Here is a 19,663-nt window from a genome sequence, read left to right as displayed (position 1 = left end):
GCGCCCGAGGAGTCGAGGACATGCGCGTGCAGCGACAGGGCGACAACGCCCATGACTGGGAGCTCTACCGCGGGCGAGGTCGGATCGGCATCGAATGGTACTTCCAGCAGACGACATCACTGCCGATCTCGGTGATGCGGTATCGCCTCGAGCCGGGAGCGGAAGAAGGCCAGCATCATCATCTCGGCGGCGATCCCACCAGCTGCTCACCGGACGGCTCCGATGAGATGTACATCGTGACCCGCGGCGAGGTCGTCATCATTGCGGGGGACGAGCGGCGCGTCCTGCGCGCGGGCGATGCGTTCTATGCCCCCGAGGGCATGCAGCATGGCGTGCGCAACGACTCGGATGCCGTCGCCGAGCTCGTGCTCGTCTTCGGGCCACGAGGGGCACATCCGTTCCCGCAGAGCGGAGTCGAGACGTTCGACCCGGAGGCGGCGCGGTAGGGGCTCAGGTCGTCGCACCCCGCAGCCGCTCGCGCAGCTCGTCGAGGCGCACGGCGATGCTGAGCCGGAACATCCGCTCGTCGTCGCGCCACCCGGACCCCAGCACATGGTCGAGACGATCGAGGCGCTGCAGGATCGTGTTCGTGTGGAAGTTGAGCGCTCGAGCCGTACGGGTGGGGCTGGCGTTGTTGCGGACGAAAGCCCGCAGGGTTCCGAGCAGGTCGGCGTTGCGTTCCGCGTCGTACTGCCGGACCGGGCCGATCGTGTCGCGCAGGAAGGCGGACAGGCCCTGGGCGTCGGTGTCGAGAACGGCCGAATAGGGCAGGAACTCCTCGACGTGAGCGGTGAGGTCGGTCAGCTCGAGAGCCGCGAGCAGGCGGGCGGTCCGCCGGGCGGCCTGGAACGAGACCGCCAGCGATGCCTTGGCGGGAGGCGGGACGACCACGGCGACAGCATCCTGGATCGAGGCGGCGACCTGGGTGCGCAGCCGATCAGGGTCGATTCCGCCGCGGCGAGCGGACACGGCCGCGACGACGAAGCCACGGTACTCGCCGACAAGGGCGTGCTCGTCGAGCAGCCGTACCGCCGCCCGGGCGGCCGCCGCCTGCTGGTCGCCGGGGACCGAGAGCAGCAGCAGCGCATCGAGGTCCTCCAGGTCGACGCCGAGACGACGGGCGCGACGCTCGACGTCCGATCGGCGCTCCGGCACGTCGTCGAGCAGGTCGGCGACGAGCTCGCTGCGCACGCGGTGATCCGCGCCGGATGCGGCCTCCTGCTGAAGCTCCAGCAGGGCCCCGACCTGGGCGGCCCGCTCGACCGTGCGCAGGTCGACGGCACCGAGTTCGAAGTCGCCGTCGCCGAGGAGCAGAGCGCCGAAGTGCCGGCTGCCTGCGGTGAGTGATGCGACCGCCCGGACACCGGCCCCCGCGACGGGGACGCAGTGGCCGTGCCGTCGGCTCTCGGCCAGCGCGTCCCGCACGCGATCGTCGAGCGCGAGCATGCCCGGCGCCAGCGGCAGGCCGGCAGCGGCGATCACGTTCTCCTGCGCATCGATGATCGCGACCGCCCGTCCGAGCGCCGAGGCCAGCGTTTCGGCCACGGGACCGAAACCGCCCCCGGCGAGCACGGCCTGCACGAGTTCCTGGTGGACCGTGTTGGCCCGATCGCGTTCGACCAGATGAGCCGTGAGGCTCTCGAGGGTGCGCCGGCTGGCGTCCTCGGAGTCCCGCAGGTCGCGCAGGGTCTGGGTCGTCTGGAGGATCACCGAGGCGTGATCCGCGAGAGCGGAGAGAAGCGCGACCTCGTCGGGAGTGAAGCTCTTCTCCTCGCGGTTGCCCACGAAGAGCACCCCGAGCACGTCATCGCTGCTGAGCATCGGCACGCCGAGCAAGGAGACCAGGCCCTCGGCCGAGACGGCGTCGTCGATGCCGGCGTCGTGGCGGTCGGCCGTGTAACCCGTGTAGTCGGCGACCCATTGCGCGGTGCGGGACTCGACGACGACACTCGCGAGGCCGCGCCCAGGCGGCACGCGCAGGGTCTGGAAGGACGCGCTCACGGAGCCGCTGGTCTCGCGCACCCGCAGCTCCGAGGTGTCGGGGTCGAACTCGGACAGGTAGGCGAGGTCCACTCCCATCATCTCTCTCGCCCGCTGCACGAGGCGAGCGAGCACGGCGTCGCTGTCGCGCAGCTCGGCCAGCTCCCTGGCGCTGGAGAACAGAGCCGTGAGCTCATGCTCGCGGCGACGCAGGCGCGACAGTTCGCGCTGGATCCGGGCGACGCGGTCGGCGATCGCCGCGGCGTCCGCGTCATCGGCGCCCAAGCGCCGCAGAGCATCACTGACGCCGGTCGGGCCGACGAGCTCGGAGTCGTAGGCCGCGTCCAGGAGCGACGCGATGGCATCGTCGTGCTCGGGCATCCTCGTCCCTTCGGGGGAGGGCGGCGCCTCCCTGCTCACGATCTCAGTGTCGAGCATGCGGACCGACCTCTCAAATCAGGCGGCCGCGCGCAGCTCCTCGCCGCGCTCGGCGGTGCGCAGCAGGGCATCGGTGAGCACCGGCCACAGCTCGTGAGGGATGAGGTGCCCCATGTCGGCGTGCACCTGGAGCTCGGAGCCCGGGATCGCCTCGGCGATGTCGACGGCCGCAGCCCAGTGCAGCACGTCGTCGTCGCGCCCGTGGAACACGAGGGTGGGCACGGTCACCGACCTCAGCGCCTCCAGGCGCTCGGGGGCGCGCCGCAGGGCCGCCCACTGCCGGGCGTAGCCCTCGGGGAGGTAGCCGCGGTCGTACGCGATGCCCGCCATCTCCCGGTGCCACTCCACCTGCGGGTCGTACCGGCTCGCCGGCCCCGCCTCGACTGCGGAAGCGGCGTAGGCGACGGCCTGCTCACGCGTCACGCGCACCGGCTTCTCGGCGAGCTCCGGTCGTTCGCCGTGGAGCACGTATCGGGGCGATCGGCCGGGGATCGTCGAGAGGAGCCCGAGGCTGCGTACACGCTCCGGGTGTTCGATCGCGAGCATCTGCGCCATCATGCCGCCCATGGAGTGCCCGGCCACATGCGCCGACTCGACGCCGAGGTCGTCGAGGATGCGCAGCACGTCATCCGCCATGTCGCTCAGGCCGTAGCCGCCGTCCACGTCCTCTTCGCCGCCGAAGCGCTGCGAGAACCCGGTGTCGCGGTTGTCGAAGCGCACGACCCGCAGTCCGCCGGAGGTGAGCGCCGCAACGAGGCGCGGATCCCAGCTCAGCAGCTGCGCGCCGCCTCCCGAGATGAGCACGAGCACGGGATCCTTCTCGGACCCGAACACCTCGTAGTAGAGCCGCACGTCGGCGGATTCCGTGAAGGGCATCGCTTCTCCTCGCTTTCGGGAACGGGACCAGCGCTCGGGTCGTGCTGCGAGTCTAGAGTCGCTCCGCGAGAGAGGTGATGTGCCGACCGCATACAGAGAGAGCGGGACGATGAGTGTTCCACCCATCGTCGGCCCTGTCCTGCGTTCCTAGTGTCGTCCTTGACCACAGCGCCGAGGACGCGGTCGCTGTCACTCAGAAAGGTGGCCGATGTCGATCAACAGCCGGATCTCAGGATTGCGCGATCATGCGCCGGACGAGCGGCTCGCCCTCGTCGCCCACGGCGCGGGTCTGGAGTCGGACGCCCTCCGGGCCCTGCGCCCGGACGCCGGCCTCTCGCTCGCCCAGGCCGACCACATGATCGAGAACGTCGTGGGGCTGATCGGCGTCCCGGTCGGCGTGGCGACCAACTTCGTGATCGACGGGCGCGACCGGCTCATCCCCATGGCCACGGAGGAGCCGAGCGTCGTCGCCGCCGCGTCCAACGCCGCGCGCATGGCACGCGGGCACGGCGGCTTCACCACCTCGTACACCGGCGACATCATGATCGCCCAGATCCAGGTGCTCGACGCGGGAGAGCCCCACGGCATCCGCTTCGCCCTGCTCGAGGCCAAGGACGAACTGCTGGCCCTCGCGAACGAGCAGGACCCGATGCTCGTCTCGCTCGGCGGCGGGGCTTTCGACATCTCCGTCCGCGTGCTCCCGACCCGCGCCGGTGACCAGGTGATCGTGCACCTCCACGTCGACGTCCGCGATGCGATGGGGGCGAACGCGGTCAACACCATGGCGGAGGCGATCGCCCCGCGCATCGCCGAACTCGCGGGGGCCCGCACGCTCCTGCGCATTCTCACCAACAAGGCCGAACTGCGCCTCACCCGCGCGCGCGCCGTCTTCGACGCGGAGCTGCTGGGCGGCGCGCAGGTGGTCGACGACATCGTGGCCGCGAGCGCCTTCGCCGAGGCGGATCCGTACCGCGCCGCCACGCACAACAAGGGCATCATGAACGGCATCACCGCCGTCGTGCTCGCGACCGGGAACGACACCCGAGCCGTCGAGTCCGGATGCCACTCCCACGCCGCGCGGTCCGGCCGGTACACGGCCCTGTCGCAGTTCGAGAAGAACGCCGACGGCGACCTCGTCGGTACGCTCGAGGTGCCGCTCGCGGTGGGACTCGTGGGAGGCGCGACGCGCGCGCACCCGACCGCGCAGGCCGCCGTGACCCTCCTCGGGGTGCAGACGGCCCGCGAGCTCGCGAGCGTGGTCGCCGCCGTGGGCCTGGCCCAGAACCTGGCGGCATGCCGCGCGCTCGCCGCCGAGGGCATCCAGCGCGGGCACATGACGCTGCACGCCAGGACGGTCGCTGCGAGCGCCGGGGCCGACGTGCACGAGATCGGCGCGGTCGCGGCACGGATCGTCGCGGATCGACGCATCCGTGTGGAGTACGCCCGAGAGGTGCTCGACGAACTGCGCAGGACCGGCTCATGACCACCGCCCTCCCCGAACCCCGGGTCTTCCGCGAGGAGGGTCTGCCCGCACGGGTGACGGTGTTCGAGGTCGGTCCCCGGGACGGGCTGCAGGCCGAGACCGACATCATCCCGGCCCGGATCAAGGTGCAGCTGTGCCGACGGCTCTACGCGGCCGGCAGCCGTGACCTCGAGGTCACGAGCTTCGTGCCCCCGGCCTGGATCCCGCAGCTGGCCGACGCGGAGCAGGTCGTCGCGGAGCTCGACGTGCCGGACGGCGCCCGTGCCGTCGGTCTCGTGCCGAACCTGAGAGGCCTGCAGCGCGCGATCGACGCGGGCGTTCGCGAGGTGTCGGTCGTCGTCAGCGCCACCGAGTCGTTCGCGCAGGCGAACCTCAACACCACGCGAACCGGCGCGATCGACCGCGCCGTCGAGGTGATCCAGGCCGCGAACGCCGAGGGGGTCCCGGTCCGGGGGTACGTGTCCATGGCGTTCGGGGATCCCTGGGAGGGCGCGGTCGATCTCGACGCGGTCCTCACGGCGACCACCGCGCTGCACGACGCCGGCAGCCGCACGGTCGCGATCAGCGACACGATCGGCGTCGCGACCCCCGGTCATGCCACGGCGGTGATCGAGGCCGCACTCGCCGCAGGCGTCCCCGTGGAGCGCATCGCGCTTCATCTGCACGACACCTACGGCCAGTCCCTTGCGAACGTCCATGCGGCGCTGCGCCTGGGGGTGGCCGAGTTCGACTCGTCGGTCGGCGGGCTCGGCCGGTGCCCGTACGCGAAGGGCGCGACCGGTAACCTCGCGACGGAGGACCTCGTGTGGATGCTGCACGGTCTCGGCATCGAGACCGGGCTCGATCTTCGCGCGCTGGCCGCCACGACGCTCTGGCTCTCACGCATCCGCAGCACCCGCCCCGCGTCCCGCATCGCCCGCGCCTACGCGGCGGCGGGACTCGACACCCCCGACATCGCCCAGGAGGTCACGAACACATGATCGACACGACGCTTCCCGCACCCGGGGCGCTCTCCGGCGTCATCGTCGTCGACCTGTCCCGCGTGCTCGCCGGGCCCTACGCCGCGCAGATGCTCGCCGACCTCGGGGCCACCGTGATCAAGGTCGAGAACCCGCGCGACCCCGACGTGTCGCGCGGGTTCCCTCCGTACCTCACCGACGGGATCGAGGAGTTCAGTGCCTATTACGCCCAGTACAACCGCGGCAAGCTCGGGGTCGGGCTCGATCTCGCCACGGCCGAGGGGAAGGAGGTCCTCAAGGACCTCGTCCGCCGGGCCGACGTGCTCATCGAGAACTTCCGGCCGGGGACCATGGACAAGCTCGGGGTCGGCTACGAGGTGCTGCGCGAGGTGAACCCGCGCCTGGTCTACACCGCCATCTCCGGGTACGGTCGCACGGGTTCGCGCAGCCGCAGACCCGCGTTCGACAACACCGCCCAGGCGGCCGGAGGGATCTGGTCGATGAACGGCTACGCCGATCAGCCGCCGGTGCGGGTCGGCGTCACGATCGGCGACCTGTCGGCCACGCTGTTCGCGGTGGTGGGGACGCTGGCCGCCCTCCGGCACGCCGAGGCGACGGGCGAGGGCCAGGTGGTCGACGTCGCCCAGGTCGACAGCATCGTCGCCCTGACCGAGACGGCGGTCGTCGACTACACCGTGAACGGAACCGTCGCGTCGCCGCAGGGCAACGCGCACGCGTGGGTGAAGCCGTACGAGCTCTTCGACTGCGCCGACGGCCAGGTGTTCTTCGGGGCCTACACGGACAAGCTCTGGGACGCGAGCTGCGATCTCTTCGGCACTCCCGAACACAAGGCGGACCCCGAGATCGACACGATGCGCAAGCGATTCGACCCCGACGTGTACGAGCGACGCGTCAAGCCGATCGTGGCCGGGTGGCTCGCGAGCCGGACCAAGCAGGAGCTCGAGGATCTCGCCGGCGACGTCGTGCCCCTGACGGCGGTGAAGAGCATCGGCGAAGTGGTCGAGGACCCCGGCACGGCGGAGCGGGACATGATCGTCGAGGCCGACTACGGCGAACTGGGCGTTCTCCGCATGTTCGGGCAGCCCATCAAGCTGTCGGCGACGCCCGCCACGCCCGCCCGCACCGCGAATCGCTTCGCCGAGCACGCCGACCAGGTGCTCGCCGATTTCGCGGGATACGACGCCGTGCGCATCGCCGAACTCCGCGCGGCGGGGGCGCTGCCGTGAGCGTCGTGCGCACCGAGCCGATCACGGCGTCGACGGTCGAGGCCTACCGCGGCACGTTCGCTCCCGGCGAGGCCGGATACGAGGACGGCGAGGAACTGCCCGCCGCTTGGGAAGGCGTCTTCTTCCCGTTCGCCGTGCCCCTCGCGGACCTGCGCCCCGACGGCACACCGGCCCGGGACGGGGTCGTGCCCGAGATCGACCTGCCGCGGCGCATGTACGCCGGGGAGACGACCGACTTCCTGCGTCCGATCCGCATCGGCGAGGAGGTCGTCCAGACGACTGCGCTCGGCGACGTCGTGGAGAAGACGGGATCCCGCGGCCGCCTGACGTTCGTCGACATCGTGCGCGAGTACGCGGTGGGCGGCGAGATTGCCGTGCGCAGCACCTGGCACGACGTGTTCCTCGAGGCCGCCGACCCGGACGTCCCGGCGAGGGCCCCCAGACCCGATCCGACAGTCGCGGAGGCGGCCGAATGGACGCAGGAGCTGACGCTCGACGCGCGGCAGCTCTTCCGGTTCTCGGCGCTGACCTTCAACACGCATCTCATCCACTACGACCGGGCGTGGGCGCGCGAGAGGGAAGGCCTGCCGGACCTCCTCGTGCACGGACCGCTCACCCGGATCCTGCTCATGGACGCCGTTCGGAGCCATGTGCCAGGGCGACGGCCCGCGCAGCTCGGCATCCGGGCGATCGCTCCGATACTGGTGGACCGCCCTCTGCGCATCGTCGGACGCTCCGACGGCGCGACGACCACGGCGGCGGTCCTCGACGCCGAAGATGTCGTGCTCGCGACCGCCGACGTCGGGTGGGTCGCCTGAGCGGGCGGCGACCGATCCCACTCAACGCTTCCGACAGGAGAGTCCATGAGGCACAACCCCGACTACGCCCTCGATGACGTCGACGCCGTGCGCGCGCTCGTCCGCGAGAACCCGTGGGCCAGCATCGTCACCCATGTACCGGGGGAAGGGCTCGTCGCGTCGCACTATCCGGTGCTGCTGGACGAGGATGCCGACGGCATCGTGCTCCTCAGTCATGTCGGCCGTCCCGACGAGCGGCTGCACCGGCTCGGCGAGCACGAGGTGATGGTGATCGTCTACGGTCCGCAGGGCTATGTGTCACCGGGCTGGTATGGCGTCTCGCCCGCCGTTCCGACCTGGGACTTCGCGGTCGCGCACCTGCACGGCACGCCGGAGATCCTGTCCGACGAGGAGAACCTGCGGGTGCTCGATCGCCTGGTCGAACGGTTCGAGCGTCCGCTGCCCGAGCCGTTCCTTCTGGCTCGGACGCTGGAGAACACCGCATACGCCGAGCGCATCGTGCACGGCACGGTCGGTTTCCGTCTGCGCGTGCAGCGCTTCGAGGCGAAGGACAAGATGAGTCAGGACAAGCCGGCGGAGGTCATCGGGCGGGTCGTCGAGGCGCTGCGCCGTCCCGGGCCGTACGAGAACCCGAGACTCGCCGACCGCATCGCAGCCGTCAACGCGCAGCGCCTCGGCGAGAGGGGGATGACGTCGTGACGCGCTTCGTGGGAGTGGCGGACATGATCGAGTGGATCTCGCGGCGCGGCGCCGAGACGATCATGACCGAGATGGCCGACACCATCGAGTCCGACTTCCGTCGCTGGGAGTCGTTCGACAAGACCCATCGGATCGCGAGTCACACGCCGTTCGGGGTGATCGAGCTGATGCCCGTCAGCGATCCGGACGTGTACGCCTTCAAATACGTGAACGGCCATCCGTTCAATCCGGCGCGGGGCTTCCAGACCGTCACGGCGTTCGGCGTGCTGGCCGACGTGCACAACGGATATCCCGTGTTCCTCGCCGAGATGACCGTGCTGACGGCCCTGCGCACCGCCGCGACCTCGGCGATGGTCGCGCGTCGTCTCGCCCGTTCGGACTCGACGACGATGGCCATGATCGGCGCCGGCAGTCAGGCCGAGTTCCAGGCGCTCGCCTTCCGCGGGGTCCTCGGCATCTCGCGGCTGCGCATCTACGACGTGGATCCGGCTGCCTCGGAGAAGTTCGTCCGCAACCTCGCGTCGCGCGGTTTCGACATCACGGTGTGCTCCTCGGCATCCGAAGCCGCCGCTGGCGCGGACATCGTGACGACATGCACCGCGGACAAGGCGGTCGCGCAGGTCCTGACGGATGCCGAGGTGGTGCCCGGCATGCACATCAACACCATCGGCGGCGACTGCCCCGGAAAGACGGAACTGGACCCGCGCATCCTCGAACGCGGTCCGGTCTTCGTCGAGTACGCCCCGCAGACGCGGATCGAGGGCGAGATCCAGAACGTCGCTCCCGACTTCCCCGTCACGGAGTTCTGGCAGGTGCTCACAGGCGCCGCCGTCGGCCGCACGTCCCCGGAGCAGGTGACGATCTTCGACTCGGTGGGTTTCGCGATCGAGGACTTCGCCGCGTTGCGGCACGTGCGGGCCGACCTGGTCGGCACCGGCCTCGGCGAGGACATCGACCTCGTCGCCGCCCCCGAGGATCCGAAGGATCTCTTCGGATTCACGACGTCCCCTGTCCCCGTAGGCTGACCGCCGAACAGCATGCGCGCTCGGACGAGCGCCGAGAGGAGCATCATGACCGAGTCCCTCACCCTCCGCGGCGTGCGTCCGTACGATGCCGCCGAACCGGTGGACATCATCGTGAACGGCGGCGTGATCACGGAGATCGCGCCGACCGGAAGCGTCACGCCCACCGGAGAGGTCGTCGACGCGGACGGCCGTTGGGTGGGCCCGGGACTCTGGGACGCGCATGTGCACTTCACCCAGCACGTCATCCGTCGCCGGCGGCTCGACCTCACGGGCACGCGCAGCGCGGACGACGTGCTCGAGATCGTCCGGCGGGCGCGCGCCGAAGGCGCGCCCCTCACCGACGGGATGCTGATGGGATACGGGTTCCGCGACGGGCTGTGGCCGGTGCCCGCGAGCCTCGCGGCGCTGGAGGGCGCCGTCAGCGACATCCCTGTGGTGCTCGTGAGCGGCGATCTGCACTGCGGGTGGATGAACCGCGCGGCCGCGAAGCGGCTGGGCGTGGAGCTGGACGAGACGGGTCTTCTGCGGGAGGGACCGTGGATCGGGCTGCTGCATTCGTTCGACGAGGCTGCGCACCTGCCCGCCGATGCCTACGCCGAGGCGGCCGCGGCAGCCGCCTCCCGCGGGGTCGTCGGCATCGTGGAGTACGAGAAGACCGACAACGCCGCCGAATGGTCGGCCCGCACGGCCGGCGGCCTCACGTCTCTGCGCGCCGACATCGCCGTCTGGCCCGATGCGCTGGAGTCGGCGATCGCGGACGGACATCGCACGGGCGAGATCGTCGACGAGGCGGGACTCATCACGTTCGGACGGCTGAAGGTCGTCGTCGACGGCTCGCTCAACACCCGGACGGCGTGGTGCTGGGATCCCTACCCCGGAATGGACCCCGCACATCCGCATGCGTGCGGCATGGAGAGCGTGCCGATCCCCGAGCTCCGGCGGCTGCTCGAGCGCGCCCGCGGCGCCGGCATCGAGGCGGCCGTGCACGCGATCGGCGATCGCGCCAACAGCGACGTGCTGGACACCTTCGAGGCGCTCGGCATGAAGGGTGTGATCGAGCACGCTCAGCTCGTCCGCGAGGAGGACTTCCCCCGATTCGCGCAGCTCGGGCTCATCGCCAGCGTCCAGCCGGAGCATGCGATGGACGATCGCGATGTCGCGGATCATCATTGGGCCGGGCGCACCGGCCGTGCGTTCGCCTTCGGATCGCTGCACCGCTCCGGCGCGGTACTGCGCCTGGGCTCGGACGCGCCCGTCGCCCCGCTGGATCCGTGGATCTCGCTGAGCGCCGCGACCACGCGAAGCCGCGGCGAACGCGACGCGTGGCATCCGGAGCAGCGTCTCGACCTCGACGTCGCGCTCGCCGCATCCGTGCGCACCTCGCTCGCAGTCGGGCAGCCGGCCGACCTCGTGCTCAGCGATCACGATCCGTACGCCTGCGACCGCGACCAGTTGCGGAACATGCCCGTCGCTGCCACTCTGCTCGGCGGCCGCTTCACCCACCGGGCGCTGTGAGCATGGCGAGCCGGACCTTCACGAACGGCCGCGTCTTCACCGGCGAATCCGAGACGCGCTTCGCCTCGGCGTTCCGCATCACCGACGGCCGGATCGACTGGGTCGGCGAGGCCGTCGACGTCCGGGATCCGGACGCCGTCGATCTCGGCGGGCGCACGGTGCTGCCGGGACTGCTCGACAGCCACACCCATCCGGCGCTTCTGGCCGGCACGGCCGCCGCCGTCGAGTGCTTCCCGCCCGCCGTGCTCTCGCGCGACGATCTGGTCGAGACGCTGCGCGCGCATGCTCGAGCGAGCGACTCGTCGGATGCCTGGATACTCGGCCGCGGGTATGACGACACCCGATTCCCCGGCGGTGCCGGGCCGACGGCCGCGGACCTCGACCGCGTCAGCACCGAACGCCCCGTGCTCGTTTGGCGCTGCGACGCCCACTCAGCGGTGTGCAACACCCGCGCGCTGGAGATCGCCGGCATCGATGCGACGACCCCTGATCCCGAGGGCGCCCGCTTCGAGCGCGATGCCGACGGGGTGCCCGACGGCGTGCTGACGGAGATCGCGGCCGTGAACGCCGTCGCGCGATTCGTCCCCGTGCCGACCAGGGACGAGCAGATCGCCGCCCTCGTCGCGCTGGGGGAGGAATGGGCTTCGCGCGGCATCGTCGCCGTGTGCGATCTGCTGTCCAGCCGGATCGACGAGCCCTTGGCGACGTTCCGCGCCGCGGCCGAGCGCGGTCTGCGTACGCGTGTCGCGCTCTACCCGGGATGGGACCCTGAGGCCCCGCTCGCCGATCTCCGACCGGATGACCGCGAGGGGCGCATCCGCATCGGGGGCGTGAAGGTCGTGCTGGACGGCGCGTACTCCAACCGCACGGCATGGGTGCATGAGGCCTACCCAGGCTCCTGCGACCACGGTCTGCGTCTCGTCGACGATGCCGACGTGCTCGCGGCCGGGGAATGGGCGCGCCGCAATGGCGTGCAGCTGGCCGTTCACGCCATGGGCGACCGCGCCCTGGACCGGGTGGTGGAGCTGTTCGAGGATGCCGAGCCCTGGCTCGACGGCATCCCGTCGGTGCGCATCGAGCACGCGACCATCGTGAGCGACGACTACCTCCAGCGGCTGTCCTCCGCGCGGATGACGTTCGGGATCGCGACCCACACCGTCTTCTTCTTCGCCGAGTACGACGGCTACGAGAAGGCCCTCCGCGTCGAGCAGGTGCCGGACGCCTATCCGATCGCTCGCCTGTACTCCGGTCTCGGGGCGCTCGCGCTGTCCTCCGATCGCCCAGCGACGGCCTGGAGCGGTGCGGACGACGTCATGCTGTCGGTCGAGGCGGCTGTGCGTCGGCGCACGTACAACGGCGTCGAGTTCGGGCCCGAGGCGGCCATCACCGTGCCGCAGGCGCTGCTGCTGTACACGTCCCGCGCCGCGACGCTGTCGCCGCTCTCCGGGGCCGGCGCGCTCGTGCCGGGGTCGGACGGCAGCTTCGCGATCCTGGACCAGGACGTGTTCTCGGTACCGGCGGAGGACATCTCGCGCGTGCGGGTCGCCGAGACATGGATCCGTGGAGAGCAGGTCTACGTCCGCTGAGCGGGCGACGGCCGTGGAGGGACGAGCAGATGAGCGACGAGTTCCGCCCGCTGGAGGGCATCCGTGTCATCGACTTCACGCGGCTGCTCGCCGGACCGTACGCGACCATGACGCTCGCCGAACTCGGCGCCGACGTGATCAAGGTCGAGCAGCCGGGCATCGGTGACGAGACGAGACACTGGGGTCCGCCCTTCGTGCACGGCTCGAGCGCGTACTTCCATGCGATCAATCGCGGCAAGCGCAGCATCGCCCTCGATCTCACCGACCCCGCGGACATCGAGACGGCCCATCGGCTGATCGGAACCGCGGACGTCCTGGTGGAGAGCTTCCGGCCCGGTGTGGCGAACCGGCTCGGAATCGGAGCGGCCGCGATGCGCGAGCGCTTCCCCCGGCTGGTCTATGCGTCGATCAGCGGATTCGCGCAGGACGGCCCCCTCGCCGGTGAGCCGGGCACTGCGGTCACGGTCGAGGCGGAATCCGGCCTGATGCACGTCACCGGGTACGAGGACGCCGACCCGGTGCGCTCGGGAGTGGCGATGGTGGACATCGCCACCGGCCTGTCGATGATGGGCGGAGTGATCGCCGCCCTTCTCGAGCGTCAGCGCACGGGTGTCGGGCGACGCCTGGAGTTCTCGCTGTTCGCGACAGCGCTGAGTTCGCTCGGGACGGTGATCGCCGCGACGTCGGCGGGCGGACCTCCGTCGAAGCCGTGGGGCAGCGCGCATCCGTCGATCGTGCCGTACCGGGCATTCGCGGCGGCGGACGGGCATGTCGTGCTCGGGGCGACGAACGACCCGATGTTCGCGCGGCTCGTGGCCGCGCTCGACCTCGGCGAGGAACTGGGTGCCCCGCGGTGGGCGGGCAACCGGGCGCGGGTCGAGGGACGCGACGAGCTGGAGAAGATCCTCGCGGCCCGGGTCGCCGCGCTCCCGCTCGAGACGGTGGTGGAGCGGCTGCGCGCTGCGCGCGTGCTGGTGGCCAGGGTCCGCAGCCCCGAGGAGGCCGCGCGCAGCGCGCAGGCACAGACGCTGGGGCTGATCGAGGAGGACGACGGCCTGTCGGTGGTCCGTTCCGCGATGGGGACGAACGGCACCGCGCGGCTCGCGCGCGCTCCCGAGCTGGATGCCCATGGGGCGCCGTTGCGCCAGGAGCTTCGGGATCGCGTCTGAGGGTCGCCCTCAGCCGGCGGCCAGCAGGCGCACGCGGCAGGCCAGCTCGACCGCGAACCGGGCGTCCGGGTCGTCGAGATCGATGCCCAGCAGGTCGCGGATGCGCCGCATGCGGTACCCGACGCCGTTGGGGTGCAGCATCAGCTCCCTCCCGGCATGGACGAGGGATCCGCGGTGCGCCAGATAGGCGAGCAGGGTGCGCGTCGACGTCAGGGCGCGTTCCGGGCCGAGGTCGTCGAGGGGCCGGAGGATGTCGTGCAGGAGCTCCCTGCTGATCGGAGAGGCGTAGAGGTCGAGCAGAACGCGGCGGAGTCCCGTGACGTCCGTGAGCTCCACACCGCCGAGGCGGCCGGCAGCGATCGCCGACTCCGCCGCGATGCGCGCCTCGGCGGCGGACTGCCGAAGCCCCAGGGCGCCGACCTGCGGCGTGCCCAGACCCAGCGTGTAGGCCCAGTCGGCTCCGGCGAGCTCCTGAGCGCGCTGCTGGACGCGCACCGCGACCTCGCGCACGCGGCGCTGATGGTCGCCGGCGCCGTGCTCCTCCGTGCACACGAGCATCAGGTCGTCCTGCAGGAAGGCCACATGCCAGAGCTCCTCCCGTGCTTCCACGAGTTGCAGCGCGAACAGCTCGAGCGCCGGCTTCACGCTGCGCGGTGCCTGGGCGTCCGGGTCGTTCCGGCGGGTCGGTGCCAGCCACGCGACCACGTGCGACTGGGGAAGCGGCAGGCCGAGACGCGCGGCCTGCGCGACGAAGCCGTCCGCGCGGGAGGAGTCGGCGAGGACCAGCTCCACCAGCAGATCGGCACGCGACTGCGTGGGGGCGTAGCGGTCGCGACTCTGTCGCTGGGCGACCCGCGACAGCAGCGAGGCGATCACGGGGAGTGCGACCTCCGTGGCTCCGTCGGCGCGCTCGGCGACCAGCCGCCCGATCACGACCTCCCCGATGAACACGGCATCGGCGTCGCTCCACGACACGGACGGATCGGATGCGACCCGGAGCTCGGTGCCGAGACCGGCCGCCGCGGTGGAGAGGATCGTGTCGGTCGTGCAGTCCTCGTCGGCGGCGGCCTCGGTGGCGAGGGCGACCGCGCGCGCACCGCGCATCATGGCCTCGGACGCGCCTCCGGAGATCGCACGGTCGACGGTCTTGGCGAGGTCCGCCGCGCCGACTCCCGTCGCCGAGAACACCGGCACGCCGCCCCGGTCGGCGAGGACCCTGGCGGTCTCGGCCAGCGTGAGGGGGGCCGTGAAAACGAGTCCGGCGAGCCCGCGCGCGCTCGCCTGGCGCAGGGCCACGTCGATGCGGAACGGCGGCGGCTGCTCGTCACCCGGGATGATCGCGAGCGTTCCGGCGGCGAGAGCGTCGACGCGATCGACGGCGGCGAGATCGACGCGGCTGACCTGGCGCTCGTCGATCGGGCCGGCGTGCAGGCGCAGGCCCAGGCGTCCGGCGTCCTCGTGCAGGTCTCGTAACGAGTACTGTGCCATGCGCACAGTATGCCCGGAAACACTGGATGCTCGGAACATTGTCGCGGCCAGTGCGCCTCCGTACCGTGAACACATGGCCCAGACTTCCTCCGCCGCACGCACCGCGGCGCCGATCACCGAGATCACCGCGGATGACATCGCCGCCCTCGGCGTCGGCACCGCGATCTTCGGCACCGGCGGCGGCGGCGCCGTGTACACCGCCCAGATCATGGTCGAGAACGCCCTGCGCGCCCACGGTCCCGTCCGGCTCGTGACGGTCGACGACCTCGGCCCCGACGATGTCGTGATCCTGATGTCGGGCATCGGCGCCCCGACCGTCGGCATCGAGATGCTGTCGGCGACGGGCCAGATCCACGCGCTTCTCGCCGAGGCCGAGCGGCTGCTCGGACGCAGGGTCACCACACTCATGGCCGCGGAGATCGGCGGCAGCAACGGCGTCCAGCCGATCGGCTGGGCCGCGCGACTGGGTCTGCAGATCCTGGATGCCGACGGCATGGGCCGTGCCTTCCCCGATGCGGCGATGGTCGCGATGAACGTCGCCGGCATCGCGTGCGAGTGGGCGGTGCAGAGCGACGTCGTCGGCAACATCTCCGTCATGAAGACGATCGATCTGCACTGGCTCGAGCGTCACGCACGCGCACTCACCGTGGCGAGCGGCTCGATCTGCATCGGCGCGCACTATCCCATGACCGCCGACACCGTGCGCGGAGCGGTGATCGAGGGCACCGTGAGCGCCGCCATCCGGGTCGGACACGCACTGATGTCCTCCTCCGACCCGGTCGCAGCCGTCGCCGCCGAGCTCGACGCGCGCGTGCTCATGACCGGCAAGATCACCGATCTCGATCGCCGCACGGTCGGCGGATTCGTCCGCGGGTCGGTGACGATCACGGGCACAGGAGCCGATCGCGGACGCCTGCAGCGTCTCGAGCTTCAGAACGAGAACCTGCTCGTGCTCGAGGACGGCGAGGTGCTCGTGAGCGTCCCCGACCTGATCACGATCATCGACGCCGAGACCGGTCATGCCATCACGACCGAGATGCTGCGCTTCGGGCAGCGCGTCTCGGTGCTCGCCTGGGCCTGCGACCCGATCTGGCGGACGCCCCGCGGCCTCGAGCTCGCGGGACCGGCGGCGTTCGGCTACGACCTCCCTTACGTCCCCTTCGAAGGAGTGGCCCGATGACCGCCCGCGACCTCTCCATCGGCGTCGACGTCGGCGGCACCAACACCGACGCCGTCGTCCTCGACGGCGAGGGCGCCGTGCTCGCGTGGACGAAGCGGGCGACCACCGACGACATCACGGGCGGCATCCGTGCCGGGATCCGCGACGTGCTCACTACGATCGGCGAGGACCGGTCCCGTGTCTCGCGGGTCATGCTCGGCACCACGCATGCGACGAACGCGATCGTCCAGCGGCGACAGCTGGACAAGGTCGCGATGATCCGCTTGGGAGCGCCTGCCGCGACCGAGTATCCGCCGCTGACCGGCTGGCCCGAGGACCTCGTGCGCATGGTGCTCGCCGATTCCGCGATGCTCGGCGGCGGCCACATGGTCGACGGCACCCCCATCGCGCCGCTCGATCGCGACGGCATCCTGCGCTTCGTGGACGGCCTCGACCACTTCGACGCGATCGCCGTCGCCGGGATCTTCAGCCCGTCGTCCCCGGAGCAGGAGCTCGAGGTGGCGGAACTGCTGCGCGGCCACCTCGGTCAGGACACCCGGGTGTTCCTGAGCCAGGACATCGGCCCGACGGGCCTGCTCGAGCGCGAGAACGCGACGCTGCTCAACGCCGCGCTGTACAGCGTCGCGCGTTCGGTGACGGATGCCCTCGTCACCGTCGTCGCGGAGGAGGGGCTCGACGCCACGACCTTCTTCGCCCAGAACGACGGCACATTGATGTCGCTGGACTTCGCCGCGCAGTACCCGGTGCTGACCATCGGCTCGGGTCCCGCGAACTCCATCCGCGGCGCGGCCTACCTCTCAGGTCACGACGACGCGATCGTCATCGACGTGGGCGGCACGACCTCGGACCTCGGCGTCGTGGTCGGCGGCTTCCCGCGCGAGTCGACGCTGCCCCGTGAGATCGGCGGAGTGCGCACGAACTTCCGCATGCCGGACATCCTCAGCGTCGGCATCGGCGGAGGAACCGTCGTGGACATCCGGTCCGGACGCGTCGGGCCGGATTCGGTGGGCTACCGCATCGATCGCGAAGGTCTCCTGTTCGGCGGGTCGACACCCACGCTGACGGATGCCGCGGCGCTGTCCGGCAGTCCCGTGGCCGGGCGCTCCCTGCCCTCCCTCGACCAGGCGACGGCTCAGGCCCTCGAGCACGCCCTCGCCGTCGTGGCCGATCGCCTCGAGGAGGCCGTCGAGCGGCTGTCCCTCGGCCGGGTGGACATCCCCCTCGTCGTCGTGGGCGGCGGCGGGTTCCTCGTGCCGGACCGGCTCGCCAGTGCGGGCCGCATCCTGCGCCCCGACCACGGCGGGGTCGCCAACGCCGTCGGCGCGGCGATCTCGCTGGCGGGAGGCCGTGCGGATCAGATGGCGCCGATGGGCGATCGAGAATCCGCCATCGAACAGGCATCCGAAGCGGCCATCGCCAAGGCGATCCAGGCGGGCGCCGATCCGCTGCAGGTCTCGGTCGTCGAGGTCCTCGAGACCCACGTGCCGTACACGGCGCAGCCCACCGTCAACGTGACCGTCAAGGCCGCGGGTCCGCTCGCGCGGCTGTCCGCCGAGGTGCCGGCCCGCTGACCGCAGCTTCATCCCCCACCCGAAACCAGGAGATCGCTATGAAACGCAGTACCGCAGTACCCGTGGCCGCCGCTCTCTCCGCCCTCGCGCTGACGCTGGCGTCCTGCGCGGGTTCGACCGATCAGCCGTCGGCGGAGGAGGGCGACTTCGTCTCCGGCGGCACCTTCGTCACCGCCGTGAACGACGACCCGGGCGACCTCAACCCGTTGAAGGCGATCTCGCCCGACACCTGGGGCGTCGTGAGCCTCGCGTATGAGTCGCTGATCTCCGTCACCCCAGACGGGGAGTTCGAGCCCTGGCTCGCCGAGAGCTGGGAGGAGACCGGCACCGAGGTCGTCTTCACGCTCAAGGAGGGCATCACCTGTTCCGACGGGTCCGAGTTCACGGCACAGACCGTCGCGGACAACCTGAACTACAACGCCGACCCGGCCAACGCCACGTTCTCGTACGGCTCGGTCATCGACGAGAACGTCTCGGCGGTCGCCGACGGCGACACGGTCACCGTCACGAGCGCCGTGAACTCGCCGTTCCTCGCGGTCAACGTCGGCACCATCCTGATGGTGTGCGACGCGGGGCTCGCCGACCCGACGACCCTGTCCGACACCACCGACGGCACCGGCCTGTTCGCACTCAGCGACGTCAAGCCCGGGGACACGTACACCTTCACCAAGCGGGACGACTACACCTGGGGACCCGATGACGTGACCAGCGAGACCGAGGGGCTCCCCGACGTCATCGAGGCGCGCGTCGTCACCGACGAGAGCACCGCGGCGAACCTGCTGATCTCCGGCGAGATCAACGCCGCGTCGATCTCCGGAGCGGATCGGGCCCGCCTCGACGGCGCAGGCCTCACCCACGTGGGCGTGCGCAATCCCGTCGGGATGATGCTGTTCAACGAGAAGGAGGGGCGCCCGTTCGCCGACCCGCTCGTGCGGGAGGCGCTGTCGATCGCAATCGACCGCGAGGAGGTCGGCACCGTCATCGCCGACGGCGAGGGGCTCGAACCGGTCTCGCTCGTCACGAAGACGCCGCTGCTCTGCGTGGCGGACGGCCCCCGATGGGAGCTGCCCGAGACCGACCTCGACCGTGCGGGCGAGCTGCTGGACGAGGCCGGCTGGGCGCTCGAGTCGGACGGCCTGCGCTACAAGGACGGTCAGCCGCTCACGATCAAGTTCGTCTACAACGCACCCACATCGACGCACGCCCCTGCGGCCGAACTGGTCAAGGAGACCTGGGACGAGCTGGGCGTGACGACCGAGCTCGCCGCGAACGACGCGGCCGCCTGGTCGGAGCAGCTGTGGTCGACGTTCGACTGGGACACCGGCTGGATCCAGGTCGCGCCCGGCGGGCCGCTCGTGCTCTCGACGTTCTTCGACGGCGCGATGCCCACCGACGGCGGACTCAACTTCATGTGGGTCGAGAACCCGGAGTACTCCGCGCTCGTCGACGAGGCGTCCAGCGCCACCCCGGAGGACACCTGCGGGATCTGGCAGGATGCCGAGGCCGAGCTCATCGAGCGTTTCGACGTCTTCCCGGTGATCGACAACATCCTGCCCACCTACCAGTCGGGGGCGGTGTTCGATCAGCCGAACTACATCCTGCCGACGTCGATCCGGATGCTGGGCTGAC

General features: G+C 71.0%; 16 protein-coding genes. 13 read left to right on the top strand and 3 right to left on the bottom strand.

The window, feature by feature from the left end:
• Positions 1 to 20 precede the first annotated feature (20 nt).
• Positions 21 to 446, top strand: coding sequence for a cupin domain-containing protein (locus KYX17_RS17940; protein WP_243228324.1), 426 nt, complete (start codon positions 21 to 23; stop codon positions 444 to 446).
• 4 nt (positions 447 to 450) lie between these two features.
• Here KYX17_RS17940 and KYX17_RS17935 read toward each other — a convergent pair whose 3' ends face one another.
• Entirely contained in the window at positions 451 to 2,361 is a 1,911-nt protein-coding gene (locus tag KYX17_RS17935; RefSeq protein ID WP_243228323.1) for a GAF domain-containing protein, read from the bottom strand.
• Positions 2,362 to 2,436: 75 nt separating this feature from the next.
• Positions 2,437 to 3,294 carry an alpha/beta hydrolase gene (locus tag KYX17_RS17930; protein WP_243228322.1) on the bottom strand — a complete coding sequence of 286 codons (858 nt, stop codon included), beginning with the start codon at positions 3,292 to 3,294 and terminating at the stop codon, positions 2,437 to 2,439.
• A gap of 208 nt (positions 3,295 to 3,502) precedes the next feature.
• Between KYX17_RS17930 and KYX17_RS17925 the strand changes: the two genes are divergently transcribed.
• From KYX17_RS17925 to KYX17_RS17885, 9 genes are read left to right on the top strand one after another with little or no spacing between them, the layout of a single operon-like run.
• Positions 3,503 to 4,777, top strand: coding sequence for a hydroxymethylglutaryl-CoA reductase, degradative (locus KYX17_RS17925; protein WP_243228321.1), 1,275 nt, complete (start codon positions 3,503 to 3,505; stop codon positions 4,775 to 4,777).
• Complete coding sequence (locus KYX17_RS17920; protein WP_243228320.1) at positions 4,774 to 5,757, top strand: hydroxymethylglutaryl-CoA lyase; 984 nt, start codon at positions 4,774 to 4,776, stop codon at positions 5,755 to 5,757. Before KYX17_RS17925 ends, KYX17_RS17920 begins: the two co-directional genes overlap by 4 nt.
• Positions 5,754 to 6,983, top strand: coding sequence for a CaiB/BaiF CoA-transferase family protein (locus tag KYX17_RS17915; protein ID WP_243228319.1), 1,230 nt, complete (start codon positions 5,754 to 5,756; stop codon positions 6,981 to 6,983). The genes KYX17_RS17920 and KYX17_RS17915 overlap by 4 nt, the downstream gene beginning before the upstream one ends.
• Positions 6,980 to 7,801 carry a MaoC family dehydratase N-terminal domain-containing protein gene (locus tag KYX17_RS17910; protein ID WP_243228318.1) on the top strand — a complete coding sequence of 274 codons (822 nt, stop codon included), beginning with the start codon at positions 6,980 to 6,982 and terminating at the stop codon, positions 7,799 to 7,801. The genes KYX17_RS17915 and KYX17_RS17910 overlap by 4 nt, the downstream gene beginning before the upstream one ends.
• Before the next feature lie 45 nt (positions 7,802 to 7,846).
• Positions 7,847 to 8,500 carry an FMN-binding negative transcriptional regulator gene (locus KYX17_RS17905; protein WP_243228317.1) on the top strand — a complete coding sequence of 218 codons (654 nt, stop codon included), beginning with the start codon at positions 7,847 to 7,849 and terminating at the stop codon, positions 8,498 to 8,500.
• Complete coding sequence (locus tag KYX17_RS17900; RefSeq protein ID WP_374208968.1) at positions 8,497 to 9,525, top strand: ornithine cyclodeaminase; 1,029 nt, start codon at positions 8,497 to 8,499, stop codon at positions 9,523 to 9,525. The genes KYX17_RS17905 and KYX17_RS17900 overlap by 4 nt, the downstream gene beginning before the upstream one ends.
• Positions 9,526 to 9,570: 45 nt before the next feature.
• Positions 9,571 to 11,040 (top strand): amidohydrolase, encoded by a 1,470-nt coding sequence (locus tag KYX17_RS17895; RefSeq protein WP_243228316.1) that lies wholly within the window; start codon positions 9,571 to 9,573, stop codon positions 11,038 to 11,040.
• Between the two features lie 2 nt (positions 11,041 to 11,042).
• On the top strand, positions 11,043 to 12,626 hold the full coding sequence (locus KYX17_RS17890; protein WP_243228315.1) for an amidohydrolase: 1,584 nt from the start codon (positions 11,043 to 11,045) through the stop codon (positions 12,624 to 12,626).
• Positions 12,627 to 12,655: 29 nt separating this feature from the next.
• Positions 12,656 to 13,795 carry a CaiB/BaiF CoA-transferase family protein gene (locus KYX17_RS17885; RefSeq protein WP_243228314.1) on the top strand — a complete coding sequence of 380 codons (1,140 nt, stop codon included), beginning with the start codon at positions 12,656 to 12,658 and terminating at the stop codon, positions 13,793 to 13,795.
• A gap of 9 nt (positions 13,796 to 13,804) precedes the next feature.
• On the opposite strand, the gene KYX17_RS17880 is transcribed toward KYX17_RS17885, so the two are convergent.
• On the bottom strand, positions 13,805 to 15,283 hold the full coding sequence (locus KYX17_RS17880; RefSeq protein ID WP_243228313.1) for a helix-turn-helix domain-containing protein: 1,479 nt from the start codon (positions 15,281 to 15,283) through the stop codon (positions 13,805 to 13,807).
• 73 nt (positions 15,284 to 15,356) lie between these two features.
• On the opposite strand from KYX17_RS17880, the gene KYX17_RS17875 reads away from it, so the two are divergent.
• The 3 genes from KYX17_RS17875 to KYX17_RS17865 are packed head-to-tail and all read left to right on the top strand — an operon-like array spanning position 15,357 to position 19,662.
• Positions 15,357 to 16,463, top strand: a complete 1,107-nt coding sequence (locus KYX17_RS17875) for a DUF917 domain-containing protein (RefSeq protein ID WP_243228312.1) — start codon at positions 15,357 to 15,359, stop codon at positions 16,461 to 16,463.
• Positions 16,460 to 18,034, top strand: coding sequence for a hydantoinase/oxoprolinase family protein (locus tag KYX17_RS17870; RefSeq protein ID WP_243228311.1), 1,575 nt, complete (start codon positions 16,460 to 16,462; stop codon positions 18,032 to 18,034). Before KYX17_RS17875 ends, KYX17_RS17870 begins: the two co-directional genes overlap by 4 nt.
• A gap of 38 nt (positions 18,035 to 18,072) precedes the next feature.
• Positions 18,073 to 19,662, top strand: a complete 1,590-nt coding sequence (locus KYX17_RS17865; protein WP_243228310.1) for an ABC transporter substrate-binding protein — start codon at positions 18,073 to 18,075, stop codon at positions 19,660 to 19,662.
• Position 19,663 lies beyond the last annotated feature (1 nt).

The organism is Microbacterium sp. CIAB417, from assembly GCF_022788845.1.
The sequence above is the reverse complement of the archived record's forward strand: the minus strand, read 5'-3'. Positions and strand labels throughout refer to the sequence as shown.

Coding starts and splice junctions, on each gene's coding strand:
- KYX17_RS17925 (WP_243228321.1), top strand. CDS start 3,503: ATGTCGATCAACAGCCGGATCTCAGGATTGCGCGATCATGCGCCGGAC.
- KYX17_RS17935 (WP_243228323.1), bottom strand. CDS start 2,361: ATGCCCGAGCACGACGATGCCATCGCGTCGCTCCTGGACGCGGCCTAC.
- KYX17_RS17870 (WP_243228311.1), top strand. CDS start 16,460: ATGACCGCCCGCGACCTCTCCATCGGCGTCGACGTCGGCGGCACCAAC.
- KYX17_RS17885 (WP_243228314.1), top strand. CDS start 12,656: ATGAGCGACGAGTTCCGCCCGCTGGAGGGCATCCGTGTCATCGACTTC.
- KYX17_RS17915 (WP_243228319.1), top strand. CDS start 5,754: ATGATCGACACGACGCTTCCCGCACCCGGGGCGCTCTCCGGCGTCATC.
- KYX17_RS17895 (WP_243228316.1), top strand. CDS start 9,571: ATGACCGAGTCCCTCACCCTCCGCGGCGTGCGTCCGTACGATGCCGCC.
- KYX17_RS17890 (WP_243228315.1), top strand. CDS start 11,043: ATGGCGAGCCGGACCTTCACGAACGGCCGCGTCTTCACCGGCGAATCC.
- KYX17_RS17875 (WP_243228312.1), top strand. CDS start 15,357: ATGGCCCAGACTTCCTCCGCCGCACGCACCGCGGCGCCGATCACCGAG.
- KYX17_RS17865 (WP_243228310.1), top strand. CDS start 18,073: ATGAAACGCAGTACCGCAGTACCCGTGGCCGCCGCTCTCTCCGCCCTC.
- KYX17_RS17880 (WP_243228313.1), bottom strand. CDS start 15,283: ATGGCACAGTACTCGTTACGAGACCTGCACGAGGACGCCGGACGCCTG.
- KYX17_RS17920 (WP_243228320.1), top strand. CDS start 4,774: ATGACCACCGCCCTCCCCGAACCCCGGGTCTTCCGCGAGGAGGGTCTG.
- KYX17_RS17940 (WP_243228324.1), top strand. CDS start 21: ATGCGCGTGCAGCGACAGGGCGACAACGCCCATGACTGGGAGCTCTAC.
- KYX17_RS17930 (WP_243228322.1), bottom strand. CDS start 3,294: ATGCCCTTCACGGAATCCGCCGACGTGCGGCTCTACTACGAGGTGTTC.
- KYX17_RS17905 (WP_243228317.1), top strand. CDS start 7,847: ATGAGGCACAACCCCGACTACGCCCTCGATGACGTCGACGCCGTGCGC.